Origin of the sequence: Luteitalea sp., assembly GCA_009377605.1 — a bacterium.
GTDB lineage: Bacteria > Acidobacteriota > Vicinamibacteria > Vicinamibacterales > Vicinamibacteraceae > WHTT01.
The window spans coordinates 25,608-49,091 of record WHTT01000003.1; the positions used below are offsets into that span (position 1 = coordinate 25,608).

At 64.0% G+C, this 23,484-nt stretch carries 15 protein-coding genes; 9 read left to right on the forward strand and 6 right to left on the reverse strand.

Features of this window, described 5'->3' with window-relative positions:
* Positions 1–80: 80 nt before the first annotated feature.
* The 4 genes from GEV06_01625 to GEV06_01640 all read left to right on the forward strand — a co-directional run bounded on the left by GEV06_01625 (position 81) and on the right by GEV06_01640 (position 5,113).
* The gene (locus GEV06_01625; protein MPZ16603.1) at positions 81–1,412 is read left to right on the forward strand and encodes a twin-arginine translocation signal domain-containing protein; all 1,332 of its coding nucleotides are present in this window, start codon (positions 81–83) and stop codon (positions 1,410–1,412) included.
* Between the two features lie 28 nt (positions 1,413–1,440).
* On the forward strand, positions 1,441–1,926 hold the full coding sequence (locus tag GEV06_01630; protein MPZ16604.1) for a hypothetical protein: 486 nt from the start codon (positions 1,441–1,443) through the stop codon (positions 1,924–1,926).
* A gap of 60 nt (positions 1,927–1,986) precedes the next feature.
* Positions 1,987–3,705 carry a hypothetical protein gene (locus GEV06_01635; protein ID MPZ16605.1) on the forward strand — a complete coding sequence of 573 codons (1,719 nt, stop codon included), beginning with the start codon at positions 1,987–1,989 and terminating at the stop codon, positions 3,703–3,705.
* 190 nt (positions 3,706–3,895) lie between these two features.
* On the forward strand, positions 3,896–5,113 hold the full coding sequence (locus tag GEV06_01640; GenBank protein MPZ16606.1) for a hypothetical protein: 1,218 nt from the start codon (positions 3,896–3,898) through the stop codon (positions 5,111–5,113).
* Between the two features lie 14 nt (positions 5,114–5,127).
* Here GEV06_01640 and GEV06_01645 read toward each other — a convergent pair whose 3' ends face one another.
* A complete protein-coding gene (locus tag GEV06_01645) occupies positions 5,128–5,586 on the reverse strand; it encodes an NUDIX domain-containing protein (GenBank protein ID MPZ16607.1) in 459 nt (152 codons plus the stop codon).
* Between the two features lie 202 nt (positions 5,587–5,788).
* On the opposite strand from GEV06_01645, the gene GEV06_01650 reads away from it, so the two are divergent.
* Both GEV06_01650 and GEV06_01655 read left to right on the forward strand, forming a co-directional pair.
* A complete protein-coding gene (locus GEV06_01650; GenBank protein ID MPZ16608.1) occupies positions 5,789–6,271 on the forward strand; it encodes a redoxin family protein in 483 nt (160 codons plus the stop codon).
* Positions 6,272–6,287: 16 nt separating this feature from the next.
* Entirely contained in the window at positions 6,288–6,968 is a 681-nt protein-coding gene (locus tag GEV06_01655) for an SAM-dependent methyltransferase (protein MPZ16609.1), read from the forward strand.
* Here GEV06_01655 and GEV06_01660 read toward each other — a convergent pair.
* From GEV06_01660 to GEV06_01680, 5 genes are all read right to left on the reverse strand, one after another.
* Positions 6,953–8,188 carry a lytic murein transglycosylase gene (locus GEV06_01660; protein ID MPZ16610.1) on the reverse strand — a complete coding sequence of 412 codons (1,236 nt, stop codon included), beginning with the start codon at positions 8,186–8,188 and terminating at the stop codon, positions 6,953–6,955. The genes GEV06_01655 and GEV06_01660 overlap by 16 nt on opposite strands.
* The gene (locus tag GEV06_01665; GenBank protein MPZ16611.1) at positions 8,115–8,984 is read right to left on the reverse strand and encodes an NAD-binding protein; all 870 of its coding nucleotides are present in this window, start codon (positions 8,982–8,984) and stop codon (positions 8,115–8,117) included. The genes GEV06_01660 and GEV06_01665 overlap by 74 nt, the downstream gene beginning before the upstream one ends.
* A gap of 177 nt (positions 8,985–9,161) precedes the next feature.
* Entirely contained in the window at positions 9,162–13,448 is a 4,287-nt protein-coding gene (locus GEV06_01670; GenBank protein MPZ16612.1) for a hypothetical protein, read from the reverse strand.
* Between the two features lie 190 nt (positions 13,449–13,638).
* Complete coding sequence (locus GEV06_01675) at positions 13,639–15,045, reverse strand: NAD synthetase (protein ID MPZ16613.1); 1,407 nt, start codon at positions 15,043–15,045, stop codon at positions 13,639–13,641.
* Between the two features lie 4 nt (positions 15,046–15,049).
* Positions 15,050–15,328 carry an NAD(P) transhydrogenase subunit alpha gene (locus GEV06_01680; GenBank protein ID MPZ16614.1) on the reverse strand — a complete coding sequence of 93 codons (279 nt, stop codon included), beginning with the start codon at positions 15,326–15,328 and terminating at the stop codon, positions 15,050–15,052.
* 136 nt (positions 15,329–15,464) lie between these two features.
* Here GEV06_01680 and GEV06_01685 point away from each other — a divergent pair, with 136 nt between their 5' ends.
* The 3 genes from GEV06_01685 (at position 15,465) to GEV06_01695 (ending at position 23,424) form a co-directional block, all read left to right on the forward strand.
* On the forward strand, positions 15,465–18,317 hold the full coding sequence (locus GEV06_01685; protein ID MPZ16615.1) for a DUF1080 domain-containing protein: 2,853 nt from the start codon (positions 15,465–15,467) through the stop codon (positions 18,315–18,317).
* Between the two features lie 64 nt (positions 18,318–18,381).
* Positions 18,382–20,031, forward strand: a complete 1,650-nt coding sequence (locus GEV06_01690; GenBank protein MPZ16616.1) for an amidohydrolase family protein — start codon at positions 18,382–18,384, stop codon at positions 20,029–20,031.
* Between the two features lie 234 nt (positions 20,032–20,265).
* Positions 20,266–23,424, forward strand: coding sequence for a hypothetical protein (locus GEV06_01695; protein ID MPZ16617.1), 3,159 nt, complete (start codon positions 20,266–20,268; stop codon positions 23,422–23,424).
* Positions 23,425–23,484: the final 60 nt, after the last annotated feature.

Sequence of the window (23,484 nt, forward strand, 5' to 3'; positions counted from 1 at the left end):
TCGGGTATCATCTTCCCACTGCAGACGTTGCGCAACTAGTTCCACTAGACAGAACGCGCCTTTGGCATGGAGGATTTGCGATGAGATCAATCACTCGCCGTCGATTCGTCAAAGCTGCCGGTGCCGCCGGTGTTGGGCTCGCGGTGGTCGATCGCCGCGCCGCGTGGACGCTCATGGCGCCGAGTGACCGCGTGCGTGTGGCGGTGATGGGCGTCAACAGCCGGGGCCATCAGCTGGCCCGTGTGTTCGCGCAGCAACCGGGCGCCGAGGTTGCCGTGATCTGCGACGTGGACGGGCGCGCGATGAGCAAGACCATCGATCACGTGCGCGATCTGACGAGCGTGGCGCCAAAGGGGGAAGCCGATGTGCGCCGTGTGATCGAGGACCCCTCGATCGACGCGGTCGTTGTCGCCGCGCCGGACCATTGGCACGCGCCTGCGGCGATCATGGCGGTCGCCGCCGGGAAGCACGTGTATCTCGAGAAGCCGGCGAGCCACAACCCCAACGAAGGTGAGCTGCTGGTGGCTGCGGCCAATCGATCCAAGCGTCTGGTGCAACTCGGCACGCAGCGTCGCTCATGGAGCAATGTGGTCCGGGCAATGGAGCAGCTCGAAACAGGCGTTATTGGCCGTCCCTACTACGCCGCGACGTGGTACGCCAACAACCGGCCGTCGATCGGGCGCGGGCGCGAGACGGCCGTGCCCGACTGGCTCGACTATGAGCTGTGGCAAGGACCCGCACCTCGCCGGTCCTATAAGGACAATTTCATCCATTACGAGTGGCACTGGTTCTGGCATTGGGGTACAGGCGAGGTGGGCAACAACGGCACTCACCTGTTGGACATGGCGCGATGGGGCTTGGGCGTCGGCCTGCCCACGCGCGTGACCGCCGCCGGCGGGCGCTACAGGTATGACGACGACTGGGAGTGTCCGGACACGGAAATGACGACCTGGGAGTTTGCGGACAACAAGATGATTACCTGGGAGGGGCGGAGCTGTGCGCCGCATCGGCTCGATGCGAGCGGCGCTGGTATCACGTTCCACGGTGAACAAGGAACGCTCGTCATCGATCGCAACGGGTATCGCGTGTACGACCTGAAAGACGAGCTGGTCACCGAGGTCGACGATACCGCGGCCTCCTCGGACCAGGGCACCGTTGGACCTGGTGCTACGCTCGACGCCGTGCACATCGCGAATTTTCTCGATGCGATTCGCGGCGAGGCGACCCTCAACGCTCCAATAGACGAGGGGCACAAGAGCACGATGCTGGCCCATCTCGGGAATATTGCATCTCGAACGGGGCATGTGCTGCACTGCGATCCAGAGACGGGCCACGTGAAAGACGATCCAGAAGCGGCGAAGCTGTGGGGGCGAGAATACGAGAAGGGATGGGAACCCACGGTGACCGAGTAGTCTGCATTGGAGAAAAGGGAGGTAGGCGATGAGGAGGTCTTCTGTTCGGCCCAGTCAGATCACGGTGTGGGGAACCGTGGTTGGCATCGTGCTTCTGGCGCGTGCGGATGTCACGCTGCAGGAGCCCAGCGCTGGTGTGAGGTTCCTGCCGGGGCGTGAGGTCACAGCCGCGTTCGAGAAGGGCGGTACCATTCTTGAAGATGCCGCGTACAAGGTTCTGGCAGGCCATCGCGACGAACCGGGTGAGGCGGAGGTCCACGAGCGCGACACCGACATCTTTTACGTCCTCTCAGGCACGGCCACCATTGTCACCGGCGGTGCGGTCGTGGACGGCAAGACCACCGAAGCGGGTGAGATTCGCGGGCCGAGCATCGACGGCGGCGACACGCGCCCGCTGGCGAAGGACGACATGCTCGTGGTGCCGCATGGCACGCCGCACCAGTTCACCGAGGTCAGCACCCCGTTCCTCTACTACATCATCAAGGTCACCGCACCGGAGAAGGCGGGCGGGTAAGCTCTTTCATCACGAGCTCGACGTGAGCGGTATAATCGCGTACGCTTCCCGAGACTTACCATGGCAGAACGCGAGCCGCCCGTCCGGTCCGGTGTTACTGACGTCAAAGCGAGCTACGCCGAGGCGCTCCGTCTCATCGGCACTCAGGATCAGCACGGTAACCACATTGGCATCGTGAGCGTGTCATGGGTCGGCCTGCGGCTCGTGGGGCTCGCATTGCGCCTCCTCGGCCTTGTCGTCGTCGTTGGCCTTGTCTTCGCTCGCCAGCCGCTCAATTGGCTGCCCATCAGCGATGGCGCACCAGCGATGTTCGTCCAGTTGAGGGACTGGACCCTGCTCTCCACGGGCACGTGGCTGCTGGCGCTCTTCTGGTACCTCCTCTACTTCGCGGTGGCGCAGTTCAAGAGCAGCGTGTTCGTCGGACAGTCCGGGGCCGAAATCCATCTGGCGCGTCACAAGAAGATCGTGGACACCGTCCGCTACGGCGAGCTCCGCGTCGTCCTCGACCCGCGCGTCTATCCTCTGGCCGTCGTCTCCACCAAGTACTTCCTGCTCCCCGCGGCACGCGTGGACGCAACGACGAAGGACAACATCACGCTGTCGCACACCGGCGCGTTCTTCCTCCGCGTGAAAGACAGCTTCAGGCTCCTCGTGAAGGGAGGGTTCCCGCGCTTCCTGCAGCAGTTGGAGAAGCTGCACGCATCGGCCATTCAGGAGGAAGCGCTGAGGATCCCCGCGACCGAGTTCAATCGGTTTCTCGTCGATCCGGTGTCGATACCTAGCCGCCAGGCTGGCGAGAGCATCACCGAGCGGCTGGGCGCCTTGGAGCAATCCGACCTGTCCGTGGACTCGCTGACCGAGATGTCGGAGATCGACGCGATGGACGTCTCGAGCTTCGATCTCTCCGAGCCCATGAGCCCGAAGCGGCGCGCCATCCTGCCACGCCTTCAGCAGCTGGCGGAGGACTACGGCATTGAGATCGTGGACTATCTGCCGATGAAGAACACGGTTCCCAATGAGTTCCTCGAGACCTTGGCTGTGCCGCTCATCTCGTCGCTCACCCGTCTCGATCAGGCCACCGAGGCGTTGAAGGAGATTATCGGCGAGGAGATCGAAGAGGAGATCGTCGCGAAGGTCTCGGCCAAGCAGCTCGCACTGCTCGAAATCCGGAAGATCATCCAGGAGATCAAAGCCGTCAACGGCACCCTGGCAGACGAGGACAATCGTCAAGCAATTGTCTATGCGCGGACGACCGCGATGAAGAACCTGGCGGAAGGCATCCTCGCCACCGTCCTCGCGAAAATCGAGGGTCTGCGCTTGACGATTCGCGCCAAGCACATCGACACGGCCGGTCTCGAGCGCTACTTCACGGAAATGGACGACCTGCTGTCGCATTTCGAAGCGAACGTCGGACGCTATGTGCCTGCGCTCGGGACGGTGCTGATCGATAACATCTCGGCCGACCAGCTCGTGCCAGCGGTCGACATCTTCGAGCGTGTCATCGGAGAGACCGGCACGAGAGCGGCCCTCGAAATCCTCAAGCGCGAGGGCGAGGTCGACCCGGGGGCCTTGAAGACCGCGACAGAGACCATCGAGCGGGAGACGGAGGCCATCCAGATCGACGAGTTCATGGAGCGCATCCGGGGGTCGCTCGACGAGGTCCGCATCGATTCCGGCGTCTCGACGGTGGCGTATCAGCCCGACAAAGTGATGGCGCGTATCACCGAGATCGAGAAGGATGCCGGGGTGACGGAGGTGGAGCCCGTCGGCACTGTCTGACAGGCGCAAGACCGTCTTCAGCCCGAGCCACGAAGGAACGTACACAATGGCCACGGTTCGCAAGGTCGTAGAGCGACATCTTTCGGGAGTCGTCGACGAGAGCCTCGGCAGCGGCCGCACGGCCGTTTCGGGCGCCATGACTGCCGGCGCCGAGCGCGCCGCAGAAGCGGTGCAGGAGCGTCTGACGCGCATCGTTGGCGTGGTCGAGAAAGCGACCGCCGGCGACATCCGACAGTTTGCCGGCGTCAACGAGAGCGAGATCCTGAGCTACGTGCCGGACCGCCGGAGCATCTCCGGAATTGCCGCCATGTCGCTCGGGTTCTTCTTCCTGACCGTCCTGCCCTCGAGCTGGAAGCTGCTCTCGATTCTCTTCTTCCTGGCCGGCGTTGGGTACTTTCTCGTCGGTTACGTACTGAATGCCAAGATCGACGTGCCCGAGGGCTATGAGGGCGTCGTGTGCCGCTATGGCAAGCCGATTCCAGAGCGCAAGGCGCGGCGCGGACGAAACTGGCACCTCTGGTACCCTTACTTCATCCCGTTCCTGGTCTCGCAGCGCGACCAGGTGGTGGACACCACGAACGCGGGCTACACCGGCGATTTCGCGTCCATCTCGCTTCGAAACCAGATCACGCTGCGGGTCACCGACTCATCCACGTTCATCACCAACACCTCGCCTGCCTCGCTCATGAAGATTGTGAACTTCTACGCGTCCTACGTCGTGCTCCGGATGATCGTGTCGGTCACCGACTCGCGGGTGAAGTTCATGGGGCGCGACCGGCTCGACAATCTCGGGCACGCGCTGAACCGCTACCTCAGCGACTCTTGTGGCGTGAGCACGGTGCGCGCAACGATGCCGGACGCCGAGAACCCGATCCTCGACGACCTCGAGGAGGTCCGCACCGGTTTGAAGAGCATCTCCGCTATGACGGAAAAGAAGCAGGTGCGGCTGGAGGCGGAGGTGAAGGTCGTGGAGTCGTCCATCCGCCGCGAGCGGAAGGCGGCTCGCAACGAAGCCCTACAGCTCCAACAGCAGCGGATTACGCTCGAGACCCACATCACCGAAGAGGTGAACACACGACGACAAGAGCTGCTCATCAACGCCAGACAGCGCCTCGAGGAAAGCTTGTCGAAGGTCCGGGAAGAGGTTGCCACCTGGAAAGCGAAGGTCGAAAAGGCGCTTGCCTTGAAAGCCTCTCGGGAAATGCTGGAGCGAGATCTCGATCTCCGCATTGCCCGTATCAAGCGCGCATTCATCGAGCGTCTCATCCCCGAGCAAGTGCAGGTGCTCGGTGTCGAGGGTATCGGCACCGGCTTCGGTCTGAGTCTTGGCAACTCCCTGCTGCGAAAGCTGACGCTGCCCGCAACCGATCTGCCATCGACCTCTCGACGCGATGACGACGACCAGTGAGTCGGCTCACGAGTCTAGACCAGGAGGCGTGTCAGCTCGTCGAGGAGAGCCTCCTGCGCTGCATTGATCTTCTGCCGCGCGATGTCGAGCGGGTAGAACGCCGCGTAATCAATCTCCGGGAACTCCCGCATGCGGCCGGATCGCGGCGGCCACTCCAGCGTAAAGCGGTTCGGCTTGATGGCGAACGGGTTGCAGTCACCGCGCACGCCCCAGGCGTGCACGACCTTGCCTCCCTTTTGCTTCACCGGCGTGAGCGGGAGAAACGGGCCCTCGGGTGCGACGCCGATCTCCTCCTGAAACTCGCGGCAGGCGGCGTCGAGTAGATCCTCACCCTCGTCTGGCTCACCCTTCGGAATCGTCCAGGCGCCGGCGTCCTTGTTCCTGAAGAAGGGTCCGCCCGGGTGAACGAGCAACACCTCGAGCTGCCCGTCATGCTCCCGAAACATCAGCAGTCCAGCGCTCAGCTTGGGCATCTTGATAGGGCCACCCGCGCTCGTAGGTGCGGTTAAGGGCGCGCCAATCACCGCCAATCAGGGTACACAAGCGACGCCGTGCCCGTGTCAGATATGATCACAGGTTGCCGCACCTGCTGCTGCCTCGACTGATACGGCGCGGCTGGCGGGCGCGATAGGACACCGCGGGGTCTCCCCGCACGACAGAATCAAGGAGCATTCGATGATCAAAATTGGTGACAAGCTGCCTGAGGGCACGTTCAAGACGCTGACGACAGAAGGACCAAAGGACAGCTCGGTCCAAGAGCTCTTCGGCGGCAAGAAAGTGGTACTGTTCGGTGTGCCTGGCGCATTCACGGGCGTCTGCACGAAGCAACATCTGCCGACCTACGTGCAACAGTACGATGCGATCAAGGCGAAAGGGGTAGACACGGTGGCCTGCCTGGCGGTCAACGACGTCTTCGTGCTCGACGGGTGGAGCAAGGCGGGCGGGGCGGACGACAAGGTTCTCATGCTCTCCGACTGGAACGCTGACTACGTGAAGAAGTTGGGTGCCGACTTCGATGGCTCCGGCTTCGGTCTCGGGATCCGTAGCAAGCGCTTCTCCATGGTCGTGGACAACGGGCAGGTCAAGAGCCTGAACGTGGAAGAGGCGCCGGGCCAGTGCACCATTACCAGAGCGGACGAGATTCTGGGCCAACTGTGACGGTGATGGGCTCCTGATGGCCAGCCGAACCCTCGACCTGGACGAAGCGCTCTACGCCTACTTGCAGCGTGTGTCGCTGCGTGAGCCGCCGCTTCTTCGGCGCCTTCGCGACGAGACGAACGTGCTGGCGCACGATCGAGCGCGGATGCAGGTCTCACCGGAGCAGGGCCAGCTCATGGCCCTGCTGGTCCGGCTAGTGGGCGCGAGCAGAACGCTGGAGATCGGCGTCTTCACCGGCTACAGCACGTTGGCGGTCGGGCTCGCGCTCCCAGCCGACGGGTGCATTGTCGCGTGCGACATCAGTAAGGAGTGGACCGACGTCGCGCGCCGATACTGGGAAGAGGCAGGAGTGGCACGGAAGATCGAGCTGCGGTTGGGCCCAGCTCTGAGCACGCTAGACGACCTGCTGGCTGCGGGTGGGGCCGGTACTTTCGACTTCGCGTTCATCGATGCCGACAAGAAGAGCTACCAAACCTACTACGAGCGCGCCCTCGCGCTCATCAGGCCGGGCGGCCTCATCGCGATCGACAACGTGCTCTGGAGCGGCAAGGTAGCGGATCTCACCGTGCAGGACGAAGACACGCGAGCGCTCCGCGCGCTGAACGAGAAGCTCCACACCGACGAGCGTGTTGACCTGAGCCTGATCCCGATCGGCGATGGGCTGACGCTGGCGCGCAAACGTCATCCTGTGGCGTAGTCAGCGAGCAAAGCGACGCTCAGCGCATAGCCGTGCGCGCAGTTGTATTGGAGCAGTGCCTCGTAGTTCGGATAGACGAGGTAAGCGGTCCTTGGGTTGGTGCGCACCAGCGACGCCGCGACGTCCACTTGGGGCAGTCGGGTGCCATTGGCGCGGCGAACGCCTAGCTCGTCCCACGCGCTGAGGGGCAACGGGCGTGACATTTCCTGCATCGCACGGCACCCTTCGTCGCGCGGTGGTGCGGCCTCGGCAATGGCAGCACGTCTGGCGTTGGGCACCCGCACAGGGCGTCCCCATGTGCGATCGGACGACCACTCGTGGCTCTTCAGGTAGTACGCAATCGACGCGAACACGTCAGCAGGCGTGGCCCAGATATCCGCCCGGCCGTCCCGGTCGAAATCCTGCGCGAACGTCAGGTAACTGCTCGGCATGAATTGGGGCTGCCCCATCGCACCCGCCCAAGATCCGCGCATCTCGGCAAGCTCGATGTCGCCGCGGTCGAGGATCTCGAGCGCGGCGAAGAGCTCCTGCCGGAAGAAGCCGGTGCGCCGAGGGTCGTAGGCGAGCGTGGCCAACGTGGGGATCATGGGCTGGCGCCCACCGAGCTGACCAAAGCTCGACTCGAGTCCCCAGATGGCCACGACGAAGCGGCGCTGGACCCCGTAGGTATCCTCGATTTGCTCGAGCACACTGCGGTGCGTCGCGAGCTGCCTACGCGCGGCGCGCACCATTGCAGGGGTCAGTCGGCGTTTGATGTACGCTTCTCTGTCACCGGTTCCTGTCGCTTGGGCACGGTCGCGCCGGAGGATCCGGGCGACCGGTTCTATGCCTTCGAGCGCTTCCCGCACGGTTTCCGGTCGGATGCCGCGAACGAGGGCCTCCTCGCGAATGCCTTGCAGCCACATGGCAAACGGCGCCGCCCTGTCGGTGGTGCTCGTCAGCCCCTCTTCGGCGAGCGACGCGCGTGCCGCAACCGGTGCGCCGTTCACGGGTTGCTGCAGCGCCTGGCCGGAGCGCGTAGCTCCGACGAGCACGCCTGCGGCAAGGAGGAGCCCCATGCTTGATCGGAGCCCAACGGACGGAGGTGTCCCGCGCTTGGCACACCCCGTCCTCCTGTGATGCATAGCAGCAGTATACAGCGAACCTCTACGATTGCTCGAGTCGAGCGATGAGGCTCGATGTGTCCCAGCGGCTTCCGCCTCTCGCCTCGATCTCGGCATAGAACTGATCCACGAGCGCCGCCACTGGAAGCCGGCTGCCGTTGTGGCGAGCCTCATCGAGACAGATACCCAGGTCCTTCCGCATCCACTGCACCGCAAACCCGAAATCAAAGCGTCCCTCGAGCATCGTCTTGGCCCGGTTGTCCATCTGCCAGGACTGTGCGGCGCCGCGTGACACAACGGACAAGACCTGCTCCGTGTCGATGCCTGCCTGCTTGACGAAATGAAGCGCCTCCGCCAGTCCTTGGATGAGGCCGGCGAGACAGATCTGATTGACCATCTTGGTGAGCTGTCCAGATCCGGCCGGACCAACCAGCACCAGAGCCTTCGCGTACGCCTCGAGAGCCGGCTCCGCCTTACTGAACGTCTCCGGCTCGCCGCCGGTCATGACGCTCAACTGACCACGCTCGGCACCAGCCTGGCCGCCCGAGACTGGCCCATCCAGGAACCCTAGACCGCGCCCGCGGGCCTCGGCGTCGAGCTCCCGCGCGAGGCGTGCGGACGCCGTGGTGTGATCGATGAAGATGGCGCCCGACTTCATACCGGCAAACGCCCCCGTCTCTCCCAGCGTCACCGCGCGCACGTCCGCGTCGTTGCCGACGCAGGCCATGACGAAGTCCGCGTCGCGCGCGGCTTCGCGTGGCGTGGGTGCGCTGCGACCGCGGTGCTGTTTCACCCACGCATCCGCCTTTGCGGCCGTGCGGTTGTACACAACGACGTCATGACCAGCGGCCGCCAAGTGACCAGCCATCGGGTACCCCATGACGCCCAGACCGATGAATGTAATGTTCGACATGGAGAAATTCTTGGGGACGTCGAGCGGAAATGCAAGGTTCGAGGTTCGAGGTTCGAGGTTCAAGGTTCGAGGTGGGGGTGTTTGGACGTCTCGGGGTCGAGGTCAAACGTAGGAGGTTGGAGGGTTCGCGGTTCAGGTTGGAGGTTCGGGATTGGAGTCGCACCTTGAGGGCCGGCGTCAGCCGCCCGAGAGGGCGGAGCCTGCACGTTGAACCTTGAACCTCGCACCTCGCACCTCGAACCTCTCAAGAACGCCGGCCTCGATCCGTTCCTCGATCTCGAGCAGCTTCGCGAGCTCGTCGTCGAGCGAAAGACCAGACTCGAGCAGTTGTTGGCGTGCTGTGTCGGCATCCAGCTCGCGATCCACTTCGAGGTACGCGGCGACGATCTGCCCCATATCGGCGCCGGTTGTTCTCGCGATCCGTGGTAGGAACGAGACGCCTGCGTGGTTGACGAGGTGGTTGGCTGCCATCGTTGCAACGATCTCGCGTCTGAGCGGGTGCGTCGGGAAGTGCTCGCGGAAGCTTTCGCGAAGACGTCGAGGAAAGTAGCGCTCGAGAAGCGGGAGGGCGACGTCCGTGTCCACCCATTCGGCCTCCAGAACCTCGGTAAACGCCCAGATCTTCGTGTAGCCCAGGAGAACTGCGCGAATCGGTCGAGGGATACCCCGGTCACGTGTCGGGCTGGCCAGGAGCTCGTCGCGGCTGGGCAGGTCCTCGTTCTCACGGCTCAGCACCTGCAGGCTGACGAGGTGATCGATGGCATCGAGGAACTCTTCGTAGTGTTGCGCGCTCCGCAGCCCGTCGAGCGTGATGGCCACCGCCTGATGCCGATTGTCGGCCAGCACGAGCTCCGAGACCTCGTCGGTCATCTCCTCGAGCGTGCGATTGCGCTCCTTGCGACTGCCGATGACGCCACGCCGGGTGAGCAGGTTGAGGAGAATCTTGATGTTGACCTCGTGATCCGACATGTCGACGCCGCCGGAGTTGTCGATCGCATCCGTGTTACACAGCCCTTCGCCCATCCAGTACTCGATCCGTCCCTTCTGCGTGACACCGACGTTGCCCCCTTCGCCGAGGACACGCGCCTGGACCTCCCCGCCGTCCACGCGCACCGGGTCGTTGGCGCGATCTCCTACCTCCACGTCGTCTTCCGCCGAGGCCTTGATGTAGGTGCCGATGCCGCCGTTGTAGAGCAAATCGACCTTCGCCTTGAGAATGTGGCGAATGACCTCCTCGCCGCTGGCCTCGCTGGCCGTGATCCCGAGCAACGCCTGCATCTGCGGGCTGATGGGAATGGACTTCGCCGAACGGTCGAAGATGCCGCCGCCCTCGCTGATGAGGCTGGCGTCATAGTCGGTCCACGTCGAGCGCGGCAGCCCGAACAATCGGTCACGCTCCGCAAAGCTCTTCTCGGGATCCGGGTCGGGATCGATGAAGACGTGCCGGTGGTTGAACGCCGCGACGAGCTTCATCGCGCGGCTCAAGCGCATCGCGTTGCCAAACACGTCCCCCGACATGTCACCGATGCCGGCGCAGGTGAACGGCTGCTCCTGGATGTCGTGCCCCAGATTGCGGAAATGATGCCGGATGCACTCCCACGCGCCGCGTGCGGTGATCCCTTCCTTCTTGTGGTCGTAGCCGTGGCTACCGCCAGACGCGAACGCGTCACCGAGCCAGAAGCCGTACTGCGCTGAGACCTCGTTGGCCGTGTCCGAGAGATGGGCCGTGCCCTTGTCGGCGGCCACGACCAGGTACGGATCATCGTCATCGTGCCGCACGACGTCGGGTGGATGCATCACGTCGCCATCGACGATGTTGTCGGTGACATCGAGGAGGCCGGAGATGAACTGGCGATAGCGGTTGGTGAGATAAGCGTCGAGGGCCGGGCGCTGCGGCACGCTGCCCTTGAGGACGAAGCCGCCCTTGGACCCCACCGGCACGATGATCGAGTTCTTGAGCATCTGCGTCTTCATCAAACCGAGGATCTCGGTCCTGAAGTCGTCATGCCGGTCGCTCCAGCGGATGCCTCCGCGCGCCACTTTTCCACCGCGCAGGTGGATGCCTTCCAGCAAGGGCGAGTGCACGTAGATTTCATACACTGGCCGCGGCGAGGGCATCCCCTCGACCCTCGCACTTTCCATCTTGATCGAGATAACGGGCCGCTCCGGTGTTTGGTAGAAGTTCGTGCGGACCGCCGCGCGGATCAGATTGTCGAACGCCCGCAGAATCTCGTCCTCGCGCAGGCTGGCGACCTTGCCCAAAACATGAGCGACATCCGCCTGACGCTGTTCCATCGCCTCTTCACGCTGCAGCCGCAGCGCCGGGTCGAAGCGCGCCGCGAACTCACGGAAGAGTGCTGCGGCCACCCTACTGTTCCGTAGGAGCACACTGTTGATCGTGTCGGCGTTGTAGTGCGGGCGGATCTGGAGCAGGTGATTCCGGAGCGTGCGCAAGAGGTCCACCTGCCGCCACCTGAGCCCTTCGAGCAGGATGAGGCCGTTGAGCGGGCAGTCAGTGGCGCGCCCCTCGTGGAGTGCACGAAGCGCGTCCAGCAGTCCCTCTTCGTTCTCCAGGACTGCCGTGGCGATCTTCGGCGGCACCTCGATCTTGAACCGCTCCATGAAGCCCTTGCGGCCCTCGGGCAAGACGAGTGGCATGCCGAGCTCGTCGACGACTTTGAGACCGAGGTGCTGGAGCGTGCGCAGCGTTTCCGTGAGGCCGAGCGGCGTCGGCGAGAAGAGCTTGAGGCACACGCGCTCCGGCGACTCCCGGAGCACGTTCATCTCGAGCCGTGCTTCGAGCGACTCGAGCCGCCGGACGTCTTCAGGCACCTCCCACGGCTGCGCCGTCTCGCGGTAGAGGCCGCTCCGGCTCTCCGTGCGCAGATACTTTCGCAGCAACTGGCGCCCCTCGAGCGGGCCGAACGCGACGTCCATCTCATGGGCGACGAGGTCCTCCCAGCTCGTGATGGTGCGCGCCGCGATCTCCCTTGCCTTTTCGGCGTCGAGCGGGTGCTCGAGTGTGGCCGCGTCGAAGTAGAACGCCAGCACCACGTTGTTGCCGCAGTCGGCCCACGTGTTGAACGAAATGGGCCCGAACCGATCGGCGAGCGCGAGCTTCAGGTCTTCCTCGGTCTTGTGCGAGTAACGGAGATCGGAAAAGGCAACCAGCGCCGCGGCGTAGCCAGCGCCTTGCCGCGTCGTCACGATGATCTCGTCGTCGCTGGCCATGTGCACCATCTGGTCGATGACCCGCTTGATGTCTGCCGTGCTCGCGTAGAAGAGCTCGCGCTTCGGGAAATGGTTGAAGATCGCGCGCGTCTCGCGAAACGCGTGGGAGTTGGGGCGTGCTCCCAAGAGAGCCAGCAATGTTGCCAGCTTCTCCTTCAACATCGGGATGTCTTGCGCGCGCTCGGCCAGCGCTCCCTTGGCGAGGCGGCCGAATAGCACGGTTGCTCCGACGAGGTCGCCGTTGGGCCCCCATTCGCGGACCACGACGTCATCGATCGGTTCCAGGTGGTGAATGGCATACGCCCGCACCGAGTAGTCGATGTCTACGACCCGGTCGTCACCATTCTGCGGAAGCAGGGTGGCCTGCGCCTGCTCGACCAGACCTGGGAAGACCACGGGTAGCAGCGCCGGGTCCTTGAACGCGCCGAGCGCGGTTTCCTGGTCCGCATGCGGCCGTCCGTCTTCACCGACGCGGTACCGAAGCATGCCGAACAGCACGTAGTTCTCGTCGAGAAGCCACTCGATGAAGGCGCGCGCTCCCTCGAGCTCTTGCGTGTCGCCGCGCCGCGCCGCCAGCCGCGGCGTGAGCTCGCGAAGCGTGCCCTTCATATCGGGAAAATCCTCGACGGCGAGGAACACGCTCTTGAGCAGCGAAAACACCTGGTGCTCGATGTGGTGCAGCTTCTCCTTCTTCTCGACCCGCTCGATGCGGAACTCGCAGAGCAGCTCCCGTGCGCCGTCGTCGTTGGCGCTGCCAATCCGCACAATGCGCTCCCATTGGCGGTGCACCGTGAAAATCGGATGGATCGCCGAGAAGACACGCACGCCCTTGCGCTGGAAGTAGTTCTTGAGGCTTTCGAACAGGAACGGGGCATCCGGCGTGTGAATGTCGACAATCGTGACGTCGTGGCGGCCGCCGTCCACATCAGTCATGCCGATGCCCGTGGCATCCGCCTCGCCTGGGTTGCGCACCATGACGTGAATGCCGGGCAGGCCACGATAGAGCTGCGTTTCTGGCGGGATCGTCCGGGCGACGAAGGCGAAGTAATGCTGCAGCCGGGCGGCTAGAGCCGCCGCTGGCAAGCGAAGCGCCAAGAGGTCTGGCATCTCCGCGAAAATGATGGGGGCAAAGCTGCACAGCAGCTCACGATCGTCCGCGGCCGCCTCCCGGCCGAGGATGTCGAGCACCTCGTTCAGCACCGCGGCGCGTCGCTGCGGGTCGGCTGTTATCATGAGTACACCTTATCATCTTTATAAGTAAACGAGATGATACCGCAGGCCGAACGGGTAGGCGAAGATGCCACACGACAGGGCCTCCGAAAGAATTCTTTCGGAGCGCAGGCCTTTAGGCCTGCCAACGTTCGGCCGAACAAAGGGCGCCGCTTTGTGGGCAGGCCAGGCCTGCCCTACGGATATGCGGTGTTCACGCTGCTGCTTCCTTGACCGCAGCTACCAATTCTGTCAGCGCCTTTTTGGCGTCGTCAAACAGCATCAGCGTGTTGTCGGCGGCGAAGAGGGGGTTGGGGATCCCGGCGAAGCCAGGGCTGAGGCTGCGCTTGACGACCACGACCGTGCGCGCCTTGTCCACATCCAGAATGGGCATGCCGGCGATGGGGCTCTTCGGGTCCGTGCGGGCGAGCGGATTGACGACATCGTTCGCGCCGACCACGACGACGACGTCGGTCTGCTCGAAGCTGGGATTGATCTCGTCCATCTCTCTCAGCTTGTCGTACGAGATGTCGGCTTCGGCGAGCAGCACGTTCATGTGCCCTGGCATACGGCCGGCGACGGGGTGGATGGCAAACTCCACTTCGATGCCGCGGGCTTCGAGCAGCGCCGCCAGGTCGCGCACGGCGTGTTGAGCCTGTGACACGGCGAGACCGTAGCCCGGCACGAAGACGACGCGGCGCGCCGTGTCGAAGAGCATCGCCACCTCTTCCGCTGACGTCGATTTCACGCGGCCGCCGTACACATCATCGGCGCTGGCCGCGGTGCCGGCAGCGATCGCGCCGGTCAACACATTGGCAAGCGAGCGGTTCATCGCACGACACATGATCTGCGTGAGGATGAAGCCGGAGGCGCCGACCAGCGTGCCCGCGATGATGAGGACGTTATTGTTCAGCACGAACCCGGTCGCTGCGCCCGCGAGGCCGGAGTAAGAGTTGAGCAGGGCGATGGCAACCGGCATGTCCGCGCCGCCGATGGGAAGAGTCACCGTCACGCCCAGCACGGAGGCCACGACCACGAGCGCGACGTAGGCCCACGTCGCCTGGGGATCCTGCACGAGGAGGCCGCCGAGCGCCAAGGCCACGACCAGCAGTACCGCGCTCGTGATCTGCCTGCCTGGAACCTGGACTGGCCGGCCCGGCAGGAGCCATTCCTGCAGCTTGTCGAACGCGACGAGGCTGCCCCAGAAGGTCACGGCGCCGATGATGCCCGAGGCGGCCGTGGCAGATGCGACTTGCACGGTGACCAACGCCGGGTCCGTGTCGAGGAATGCGGCGCCCGCCACGAGCACCGAGGCGCCGCCGCCGAAGCCGTTCAGCAACGCCACCATCTGCGGCATGGCCGTCATCTGCACCCTGAGCGCCAAGGTCGCGCCGATCGCCGCGCCGACGCTGAGACCGACGGCGAGCATCATCCAGCTCTGCGGCTCTGCCGTGAGGATCTCGCGATCGAACAGGGTCACGATGATCGCGATGAGCATGCCGAGGGCGCCGAGCCGATTGCCCCGAACGGCAGTCCGCGGGTGCGTGAGTCCTTTGATGCCGAGGATGAAGAGCGCCGAGGCGACGAGGTAGCCGAGGTTGATGAGCGCGCGGTCGGGCACGGCGTCAATCCTTCTTCTTGAACATGCTGAGCATGCGGTTGGTGACGAGGAAGCCGCCCACAACGTTCGTCGTTGCGAACACCAGTGCCACCAGGCCGAGGATCGTCGTGACCGGATTGGGCGTGGCCACCGAGATGAGCGCCCCGACGATGGTGATGCCAGAGATGGCATTGGCCCCAGACATCAACGGCGTGTGGAGCAGCGGTGGCACCTTCGAGATCAGCTCGAAGCCCAGGAACGCGGCGAGGACGAAGATCGTGAGAATCGGGAGAAACGAATCCATGGGGTTCAATTCTAAGCGGGAAACGGGGACAGCCCCCGTTTTCCCGCGTATATACTGTGCCCGTGGACATCCGATGGTTCAGGTTCTTGCCGCCGGCGCCGGGTGTCGGAACCGCCCAGCGTGCTGAAGAAGGGTGATGAGAAAACACCGGTGTATCCCGTACATGATCGCGGTCGCGTTGTGCGCGACCACGACCGTGGCATTGAGCCGCGCGACGACCGACAACGGCGTCGACGTGGGCTGGCCCGTCTATCGAGGCGATCCCAAGGGCAACCAATACGCCCCGCTTGCCCAAATCCACGCGGCGAACGTCCACAAGCTCCGGCCCGTGTGGGAATACCGTACGCGTGATGCGAACGAGCGCTCGACGATGCACGTCAACCCGATCGTCGTGAACGGCGTGATGTATGTGACGACGCCGAGCTTGAAAGCGGGGGCCTTGGATGCGGCGACAGGTCGGGAGCGCTGGGTGTTCGATCCGGCCAAGTACAACGACGGCAAGATTGTCAGGCTGCGCAATCGCGGTGTCACCTATTGGAAAGGCGCTGAGGGCGAGCGAATCTTCCATTTCGTCCGAGACCGCGTCTACGCCATCGACGCGACATCGGGCGCCCTGATGACGTCGTTCGGACGGGGCGGCTTCATCGACCTCAGGCAGGACCTCGGCGTCGACCCGACGACGGCAGTCATCGAGATGACGTCGCCTGGCGCCGTGTTCGAGAACCTGCTGATCATCGCGTCACGCGTCAACGAGAGCTACGATGCCTCGCCGGGACACATCCGCGCTTACGACACGGTGTCGGGAGATCTCGAATGGATCTTTCACACCATCCCGCGCGACGGTCAGCCGGGACACGAGACCTGGGAGTGGGTCGAGGGAGAAAGCTACGGCGGCGCCAATGCGTGGGGCGGCTTGACGATCGATGAGAAGCGAGGGTGGCTGTTTGCGGCGACCGGTTCTGCGACCGAAGATTTCTACGGCGGCTTTCGCAAGGGCGACAATCTGTTTGCCAACTGCGTGCTGGCGATCGATGCGGCCACCGGCGAGCTGCAGTGGCACTATCAGACCGTTCACCACGACCTCTGGGACTATGACAACCCGCCAGCGCCGATCCTGGTAACGCTCAGGACTGAAGACACCCCCCGAGACGCGGTCGTCCAGCTCACGAAGATGGGCTTCACCTTCGTGCTCGACCGAGATACCAGCAAGCCGTTGTTCCCGGTCGACGAGGTTCCCGTTCCACGTTCAACCGTTCCTGGGGAAGAGGCATCCCCGACTCAGCCCATCCCGCGCATACCGCGACCACTGGTGAGACAGTCACTCACCGAGGCAGACCTGACCGACATCACGCCGGAGGCGCGCGTCCACGCGCTGAAAACCTTTCGAAGGTACCTGTCGGGGCCGATCTACACACCACCCAGCCTGCAGGGCACGATCACGACGCCAGGTCATCTGGGCGGCGCCGAATGGCACGGCGCGAGCTTCGATCCGATGTTGAACCTGCTCTACGTCAACGTGAACGAGGTGCCGACGATCAACCGGCTCAGAGCGGTCCATGAGCTGCCTGGCGATGTCGAAGCAACTCCAGCGCAGTTGGGTCGCCAGATCTATGACCGAACCTGTGCCGCGTGCCACGGCGCCGAGAGACAAGGCGTGCCGCCGCAGACGCCCGCCCTTCTGGATATGAAGAAGACACCTGAGGAGATCGAGACGGTGATCAAGCAAGGGCGCAATGCGATGCCTGCCTTCCGACAGTTCGGTCCGCGCGAGTTGAGCGCGCTGTCAGCCTACTTGACGATGCCACCGGGCGAGGTCGAGAGCATCGTCAACCCCGAGAGCATTCCCGACCGCTACACGCTCGATGGCTATCCGCTGTTCCTCGATCCACACGGCGTGCCGGCAATCTCGCCGCCGTGGGGAACGCTCAACGCCATCGATCTCATCACGGGAGAGATCAACTGGACGGTACCGCTCGGTGAGTATCCTCGGCTGGCGGCGAAGGGCATCCGCCATACGGGCACGCTGAACTTCGGCGGGGCCGTGGCGACGGCGGGAGGCGTGATCTTCATTGCTGCGACTGCTGACGAGAAGATTCGCGCGTTCGAGAAGCACTCGGGCAGGATGCTCTGGGAGCATCAACTGCCGGCCGGCGGCTACGCGACACCGAGCGTGTACATGATCGACGGCAGACAGTACCTCGCGATCGCCGCCGGCGGAAGCGGAAAGAATGCCACCAAGTCTGGCGACTCCATTATCGCCTTCGCGCTGCCCGAGCCCAGCGACGAATCTCAGCAGACGAGCCAGAGCTCGCCTCCGATAGGGAGCTCCGAGTGGATCGAGTTGTTCGACGGCTCCAGCTTGGATGGCTGGGTTCACATGAACGGTGCACACAACTTCACGGTGGAAGACGGCGCCATCGTGGGCAGGACCGTGGAAGGAAGCGCAGCCATGAACTCCTTCTTGTGCTCGCTGCGGGAGTTCGACGATTTCGAGCTCGAGCTCGAGACTGCTATCGATAGGATCACCAATTCGGGCATCCAGATCCGGACCCAGGTCCGCCCCATCAAGGGGACAGGCCGAGCCTTTGAGTCCGCCGCCGGCCGAGTCAATGGTCCGCAAGTCGAAATCAGGCGATTCTACGAAGGGCAGCCGGCAACCGGCCTTCTGTACGGCGAGGCGCTGGGCACCGACTGGCTATCGTCACAGGAGAAGATCGACCAAGGCCATCCTCATTTCATCGACGACGGTTGGAACAAGCTGCGCATTGTTGCGAGAGGGCCGCGGATTCAGACGTGGGTCAATGGCCACCAGATCGAAGACATCGTCAATCATGAGGTCTACAAGACACACCGCCGCGGATTCATCGGGCTGCAGGTCCACGGCGTGAGCAACCGCGAGCTCGACCTGCCGATCCACGCGGGCTCCGGCGTGACGAAGAGTCAGCCGCTGGTCGTGAAATGGCGGAACATCCGAGTGCGGCCACTATAGACCACGTAGCACGCCACAACGTACCGAAACAGTTGGTCCGGCAATCTCAGATACTCCAGGTAGAATGATGCGCGTGCGCCTCGAACGATATGTGCTTCCACTGATCTTGTTGCTCGCGCAGGGCGGGCTCTTGGACATCACGCGCGTTGCTGCGGCGCAACGTCAGGCAGCGCAGAGTGATGCGTCGGTCGACATATTGATCCGCGGTGGGCTCGTCGTGGACGGCACGGGTAGAGCACCATTTACCGGCGACGTGGCCGTGAAAGATGGACGCATCACGGAAGTGGGGCAGCTCGATGCGACGTCAGCGGAGACCATCATCGACGCGCAGGGCCTGGTGGTGGCACCCGGCTTCATCGATGTGCACACGCACGCCGACCGCGTTGCTCGAACGCCGGACGCGGAGAACTTCACGCGGATGGGCGTCACGACCATTGTCGCGGGCAACTGCGGCTCGTCAGTCGTGGATGTCGGCGAGGCGCTTCGTGAGATCGAGCGCACGAAAGTCGCCCTGAACGTCGCGACGCTCGTTGGCCACAATACGGTGCGCGCGACGGTGATGGGCCGCGCGCGTCGGCCGCCTACCGACCGTGAGCTCGAGCGCATGCGCGCCATGGTCGCTCAGGCCATGCGTGACGGTGCGATCGGCCTATCGACGGGACTGGAATACGTTCCGGGAACGTATGCGGAGACACCCGAGATCGTGGCGCTTGCGGAAGAGGCGTGCCGGTCGGGTGGGCTCTACACGACGCACATGCGCAACGAGGGGACCGCCGTCGAGCGCGCCGTAACGGAAGCCATCGAGGTGGGGCGCCAGGCCAGCTGCCCCGTCCAGATCTCGCACCTGAAGATCGATAGCCCAAGCCGATGGGGCCGCAGCACACAGCTGTTGCAGGCAATCCAGGACGCCCAGCAAGCAGGCGTCGACGTGCGCGCTGATCAGTACGCCTACGCCGCGTCCAGCTCCTCACTCAGCATACGGTTTCCATCGTGGGTGCTCGAAGGTGGAGCGGCCGCCATCGAGAAGCGACTGGCAGACACGGAGACGTGGCAGCGTATTCAAAAGGAAATACGCGCCACGCTGACGGAGCGCGGCTTCAAGGATTTCGCCTTTGCCATCGTCGCCTCCCACGAGGCCGATCCGTCGGTCAACGGTCTCTCGATTGCCGACATCGCCGAGAAACGCCACGGCTCGCGAAGTCTTGAACATCAGCTCGAGGTTGCGCGTGCTCTGATGCGCGCCGGCGGCGCACGGATGGTCTATCACGTGATGTCGGAGGAGGACGTGCGTCGGATCATGCGTGATCCGTCAGTGGCCGTGGCATCCGATGCCAGCGTGCTCGAGCTCGGCGACGGCGTCCCTCACCCACGCGGCTATGGCAACACCGCCCGGCTGTTGGCCCACTACGTTCGCGAGACGCAGACGCTGCAGTTGGAGGAGGCTGTGCGTAAGATGACCTCCCTGCCTGCGTCGCATTTCGGCTTTCGAGATCGCGGCGTGATCGAAGCTGGCGCTCGAGCCGACCTCGTCTTGTTCGACCAGAAGCAGGTCGACGCACCATCCACCTTCGAAAAGCCACATGCCTACGCGACCGGTATCCCCCACGTCCTCGTCAATGGGGTCTTCGTCATCCGCGATGACAAGCCGACAGGGGCGAGACCTGGCATGGTGCTGAAGGGCGGAAGCGACGTGGGTGACAAGGTGACCAGGTGACAAGGTGAAGGGCGATTCGCTGCGCAGCGGCCGCTGGGAGCGGAGCGATGTTGGGCCGAACCGGCTCACCCCTCACCCCCTCACCCTCTGAGCCGGCCCAGCTTGCGCCCAGAGACCCTACGGGAGTAGTCTTCATCCCCAACCGGCGCCGGTGGCGCTCGCATGGACCATAGCCACTGAGACTGGTCTTTTGGACCTTTCGTTTCCATTGCTTGCCAAACTGGGGAGCGCGCGATGAGCAAGGCCGTCCGATGGTCTGGATTGGGGGTGGTCCTTCTCGTCATCGGGACGCTTGGTTCGCCTGGCGGCACCGGTACGGTTGCGAGAGCCCAGGGAGAATCCGCTTCGCTTCGACCCACGAAAGTCGCGGGCGCGGTGCGGTCAGGTGTAACGCGTCCGGTGCGCGATCTGCGGCCGGAGCCGTTGAAAGCGAGCGAGCGGGACCCGGGCCGAGTCGAGGGGAAGGAGCCGCGAGAGATTCGCAATCGGCCCTTGCCCAAGGGTGAGGGGGCCGAGCAGGCGCTTGCCCCAGCAACGACCGGCGACGCGGCTGCCCAGCGCGTTGCCCCCCAGCCAGCCATCCCATCTCCGCTCCTGTCATTCGAGGGCGTCAGTAACCAGGACAACGTCGACCAGTTCGGGTTTGGCGTGTTGCCTCCCGACACCGTCGGAGACGTCGGGCCGAACCACTACGTCCAGGCCGTCAACATCGTCTACCGCGTGTTCGACAAGCAGGGGGAGCCGCTGACGCCAGCGTTCAAGATGAGTCAGCTCTTCCAGAACATCGGCGGTGTGTGCGCCACGCACGACGATGGGGATCCGATCGTGCTGTACGACCATCTCGCGAACCGCTGGCTGCTCACGCAGCTCGCGGCCGCCGCACCCATTTCGCATCAGTGCATCGCCATCTCCAAGACAGGCGACCCCACGGGCGGGTACTTCGCGTACGACTTCGAAATGCCGAACGAGAAGTTCAACGACTACCCGAAGTTCGGCGTGTGGCCCGATGCCTATTACATGACGGACAACCAGTTCACGACCTCATTCGTGGGCGGCGGGGCGTTTGCCTTCGATCGCGTACGGATGCTGCAGGGCGACCCGGACGCAAGCTTCATCTACTTCGACCTCGAGGCACTCGATCCGACCATTGGCGGCATGCTGCCCACGGACCTGGACGGTGCGCCTCCCCCCCAGGGCACGCCGAATTATTTCGTGTACTTCACGGCGACCGAGTTCGGTGATGAGAGTGACGCGCTGCGCATCTTCGAGCTCCGCGCGAAGTTCGACGAGCCGGAGGCCTCCACGTTCAGCGAGCGCGCCGATAGCCCACTGGTCGTGGCAGATTTCGATCCGCTCACGCCGCCTGACGCCGACGACGTCGAGCAACCAGCGCCCGCGGATGTCGAGACGGAGTCGCTCGATGCAATCTCCGATCGGCTGATGCACCGTCTCGTCTATCGGAAGTTTGGCAATCACGAGTCTCTCGTGGTCAATCACACGGTGAACGTTGGGACCGGGACGACAATCGACACGCACCAAGCTGGCGTCCGCTACTACGAGCTGCGACGTCCACTGCCGGACGGCGCATTCGCAGTGCACGAGCAGGCGAGCTTCGCGCCGGATGAAGACAACCGCTGGATGGGGAGCGCGGCGATTGACAACCGCGGCAACCTGGCCGTCGGCTACAGTGTGTCGAGCCTCGAGACGTTCCCATCGATCCGTTACGCGGGGCGCTTGGCGTCCGATCCGCCCGGAGGCTTGACGCAGGGCGAGACGGAGCTGCAGGCGGGAAGCTTCGTCCAGCGCGATACGAGGTCGCGCTGGGGGGACTACAGCTCGCTCAATGTCGATCCGGTCGACGAGTGCACATTCTGGTACACGAACCAGTATTACGCGGTCGACGACCCCAACAGCGTGGCCGAATGGCAGACGCGTGTGGGTGCCTTTACATTCGCCGAGTGCACGCCGCCGAAGCGAGGCACGCTGTCAGGCACGGTAACCAATTGCACCGGCGGTGGCAACGTCGCCAATGCCCTTGTCCAGGTCGGAGCGTACTCACGGGTAACCGGTGGGGACGGACGATACTCGATGAGCCTGCCGCCCGGCACGAAGACGTTGACCGTGACGCCGCCCGCCGGGTATGCGGTGCCGCCGCCGGAAAAGGTGACCGTCGAAGCAGATGGCACGCTGACCGTGGACGTCTGTCTGACTGGTATACCGCTCATCGAGTTGGCTGACACCGCGCTCGTGGGCGAGGGATGTGCACCGGAGAACGGTGCTGTCGACCCAGGTGAGTTCGTGATCTTCGACGTCACACTTCGCAACACCGGCTTCGCGCCGACAACGGATCTCAAAGGGACGCTGCTGAAGAACGCCACGGTCAAGAAGCCGAGTGGAGCAAGGGTGTACGGAGCCATCCCGCCGGGTGGTGAGGCGACGCAGCGGTACACATGGCGCGCGAACGGTCTCTGTGGGGAGCCGTACTTCCTCCAACTGCTGGTACAGGATGGTTCGACGAGCTTCGGGACGCTCGAAGCCACCGAGAAGCTTGGCGCCATCACCGACCACGCATTCGCCAACGGGACTCCCATCGAGTTTGCCCCGGACCCGCCCGCCGCAGGTCCGGCGGCACCGTATCCATCGACAGTCGACGTGTCGGGCATTACCGAGCCAGTGAGCAAGATCACGGTGACGCTGCACGGTCTCGCGCACACGTTCCCGGACGACATCGATCTACTGCTCGTGGGCCCACAGGGACAGAGTGTGCTGCTCATGTCCGATGTGGGTGGTCCAGACGACATTAGCGGCGTCGACCTCACGTTCGATGACGAGGCATCGACGCCCGTACCCGCGCCCATTATCAGCGGCACGTTCCAACCAACGAACATCGGGACGGACGACACATTCGATGAGCCAGCGCCGCCGGGGCCCTACGGTGCCGCGCTCTCGGTCTTCAAGGTCCCCGACCCGAACGGAACGTGGAGCCTGTACGCGATCGACGATGTCGAGACGGATGCCGGCGTGATTGCAGGTGGTTGGACGCTGACGGTCACGACTCTCTCCTGCACCGTGCAGTGCGGCAACGTTCAGCCGACGCTACGCGTCGATGCCACACTGCGTCGTGCGTCATCGACCGCTGTGATGGCCGAGATCCTGGTGAACAACTCTGGGAACGGCGTGGCGCAGGCGGTCCAGATCACCAACGTGACGCTCGATTCCGAAGCTGGCTCACCGCTGCCCCAGCGTTTGGGGGATATCCTCCCTGGGCAAACGGGAACGGCGCACATCGCGTTCGATCCATCGCCACCGCAAGGCGAACGCGTGCAGCTGCGTGTCGAAGGCTCCTCGCTCGAGGGCCCATTCGAGGCGACGCTGCGGCGCGTCGTGCCCTAGTCGGGACAGAAACCCGCGGCGCGATACGGGGCCGTCTCTGCTGGGGTCGTCGTTTCCCGT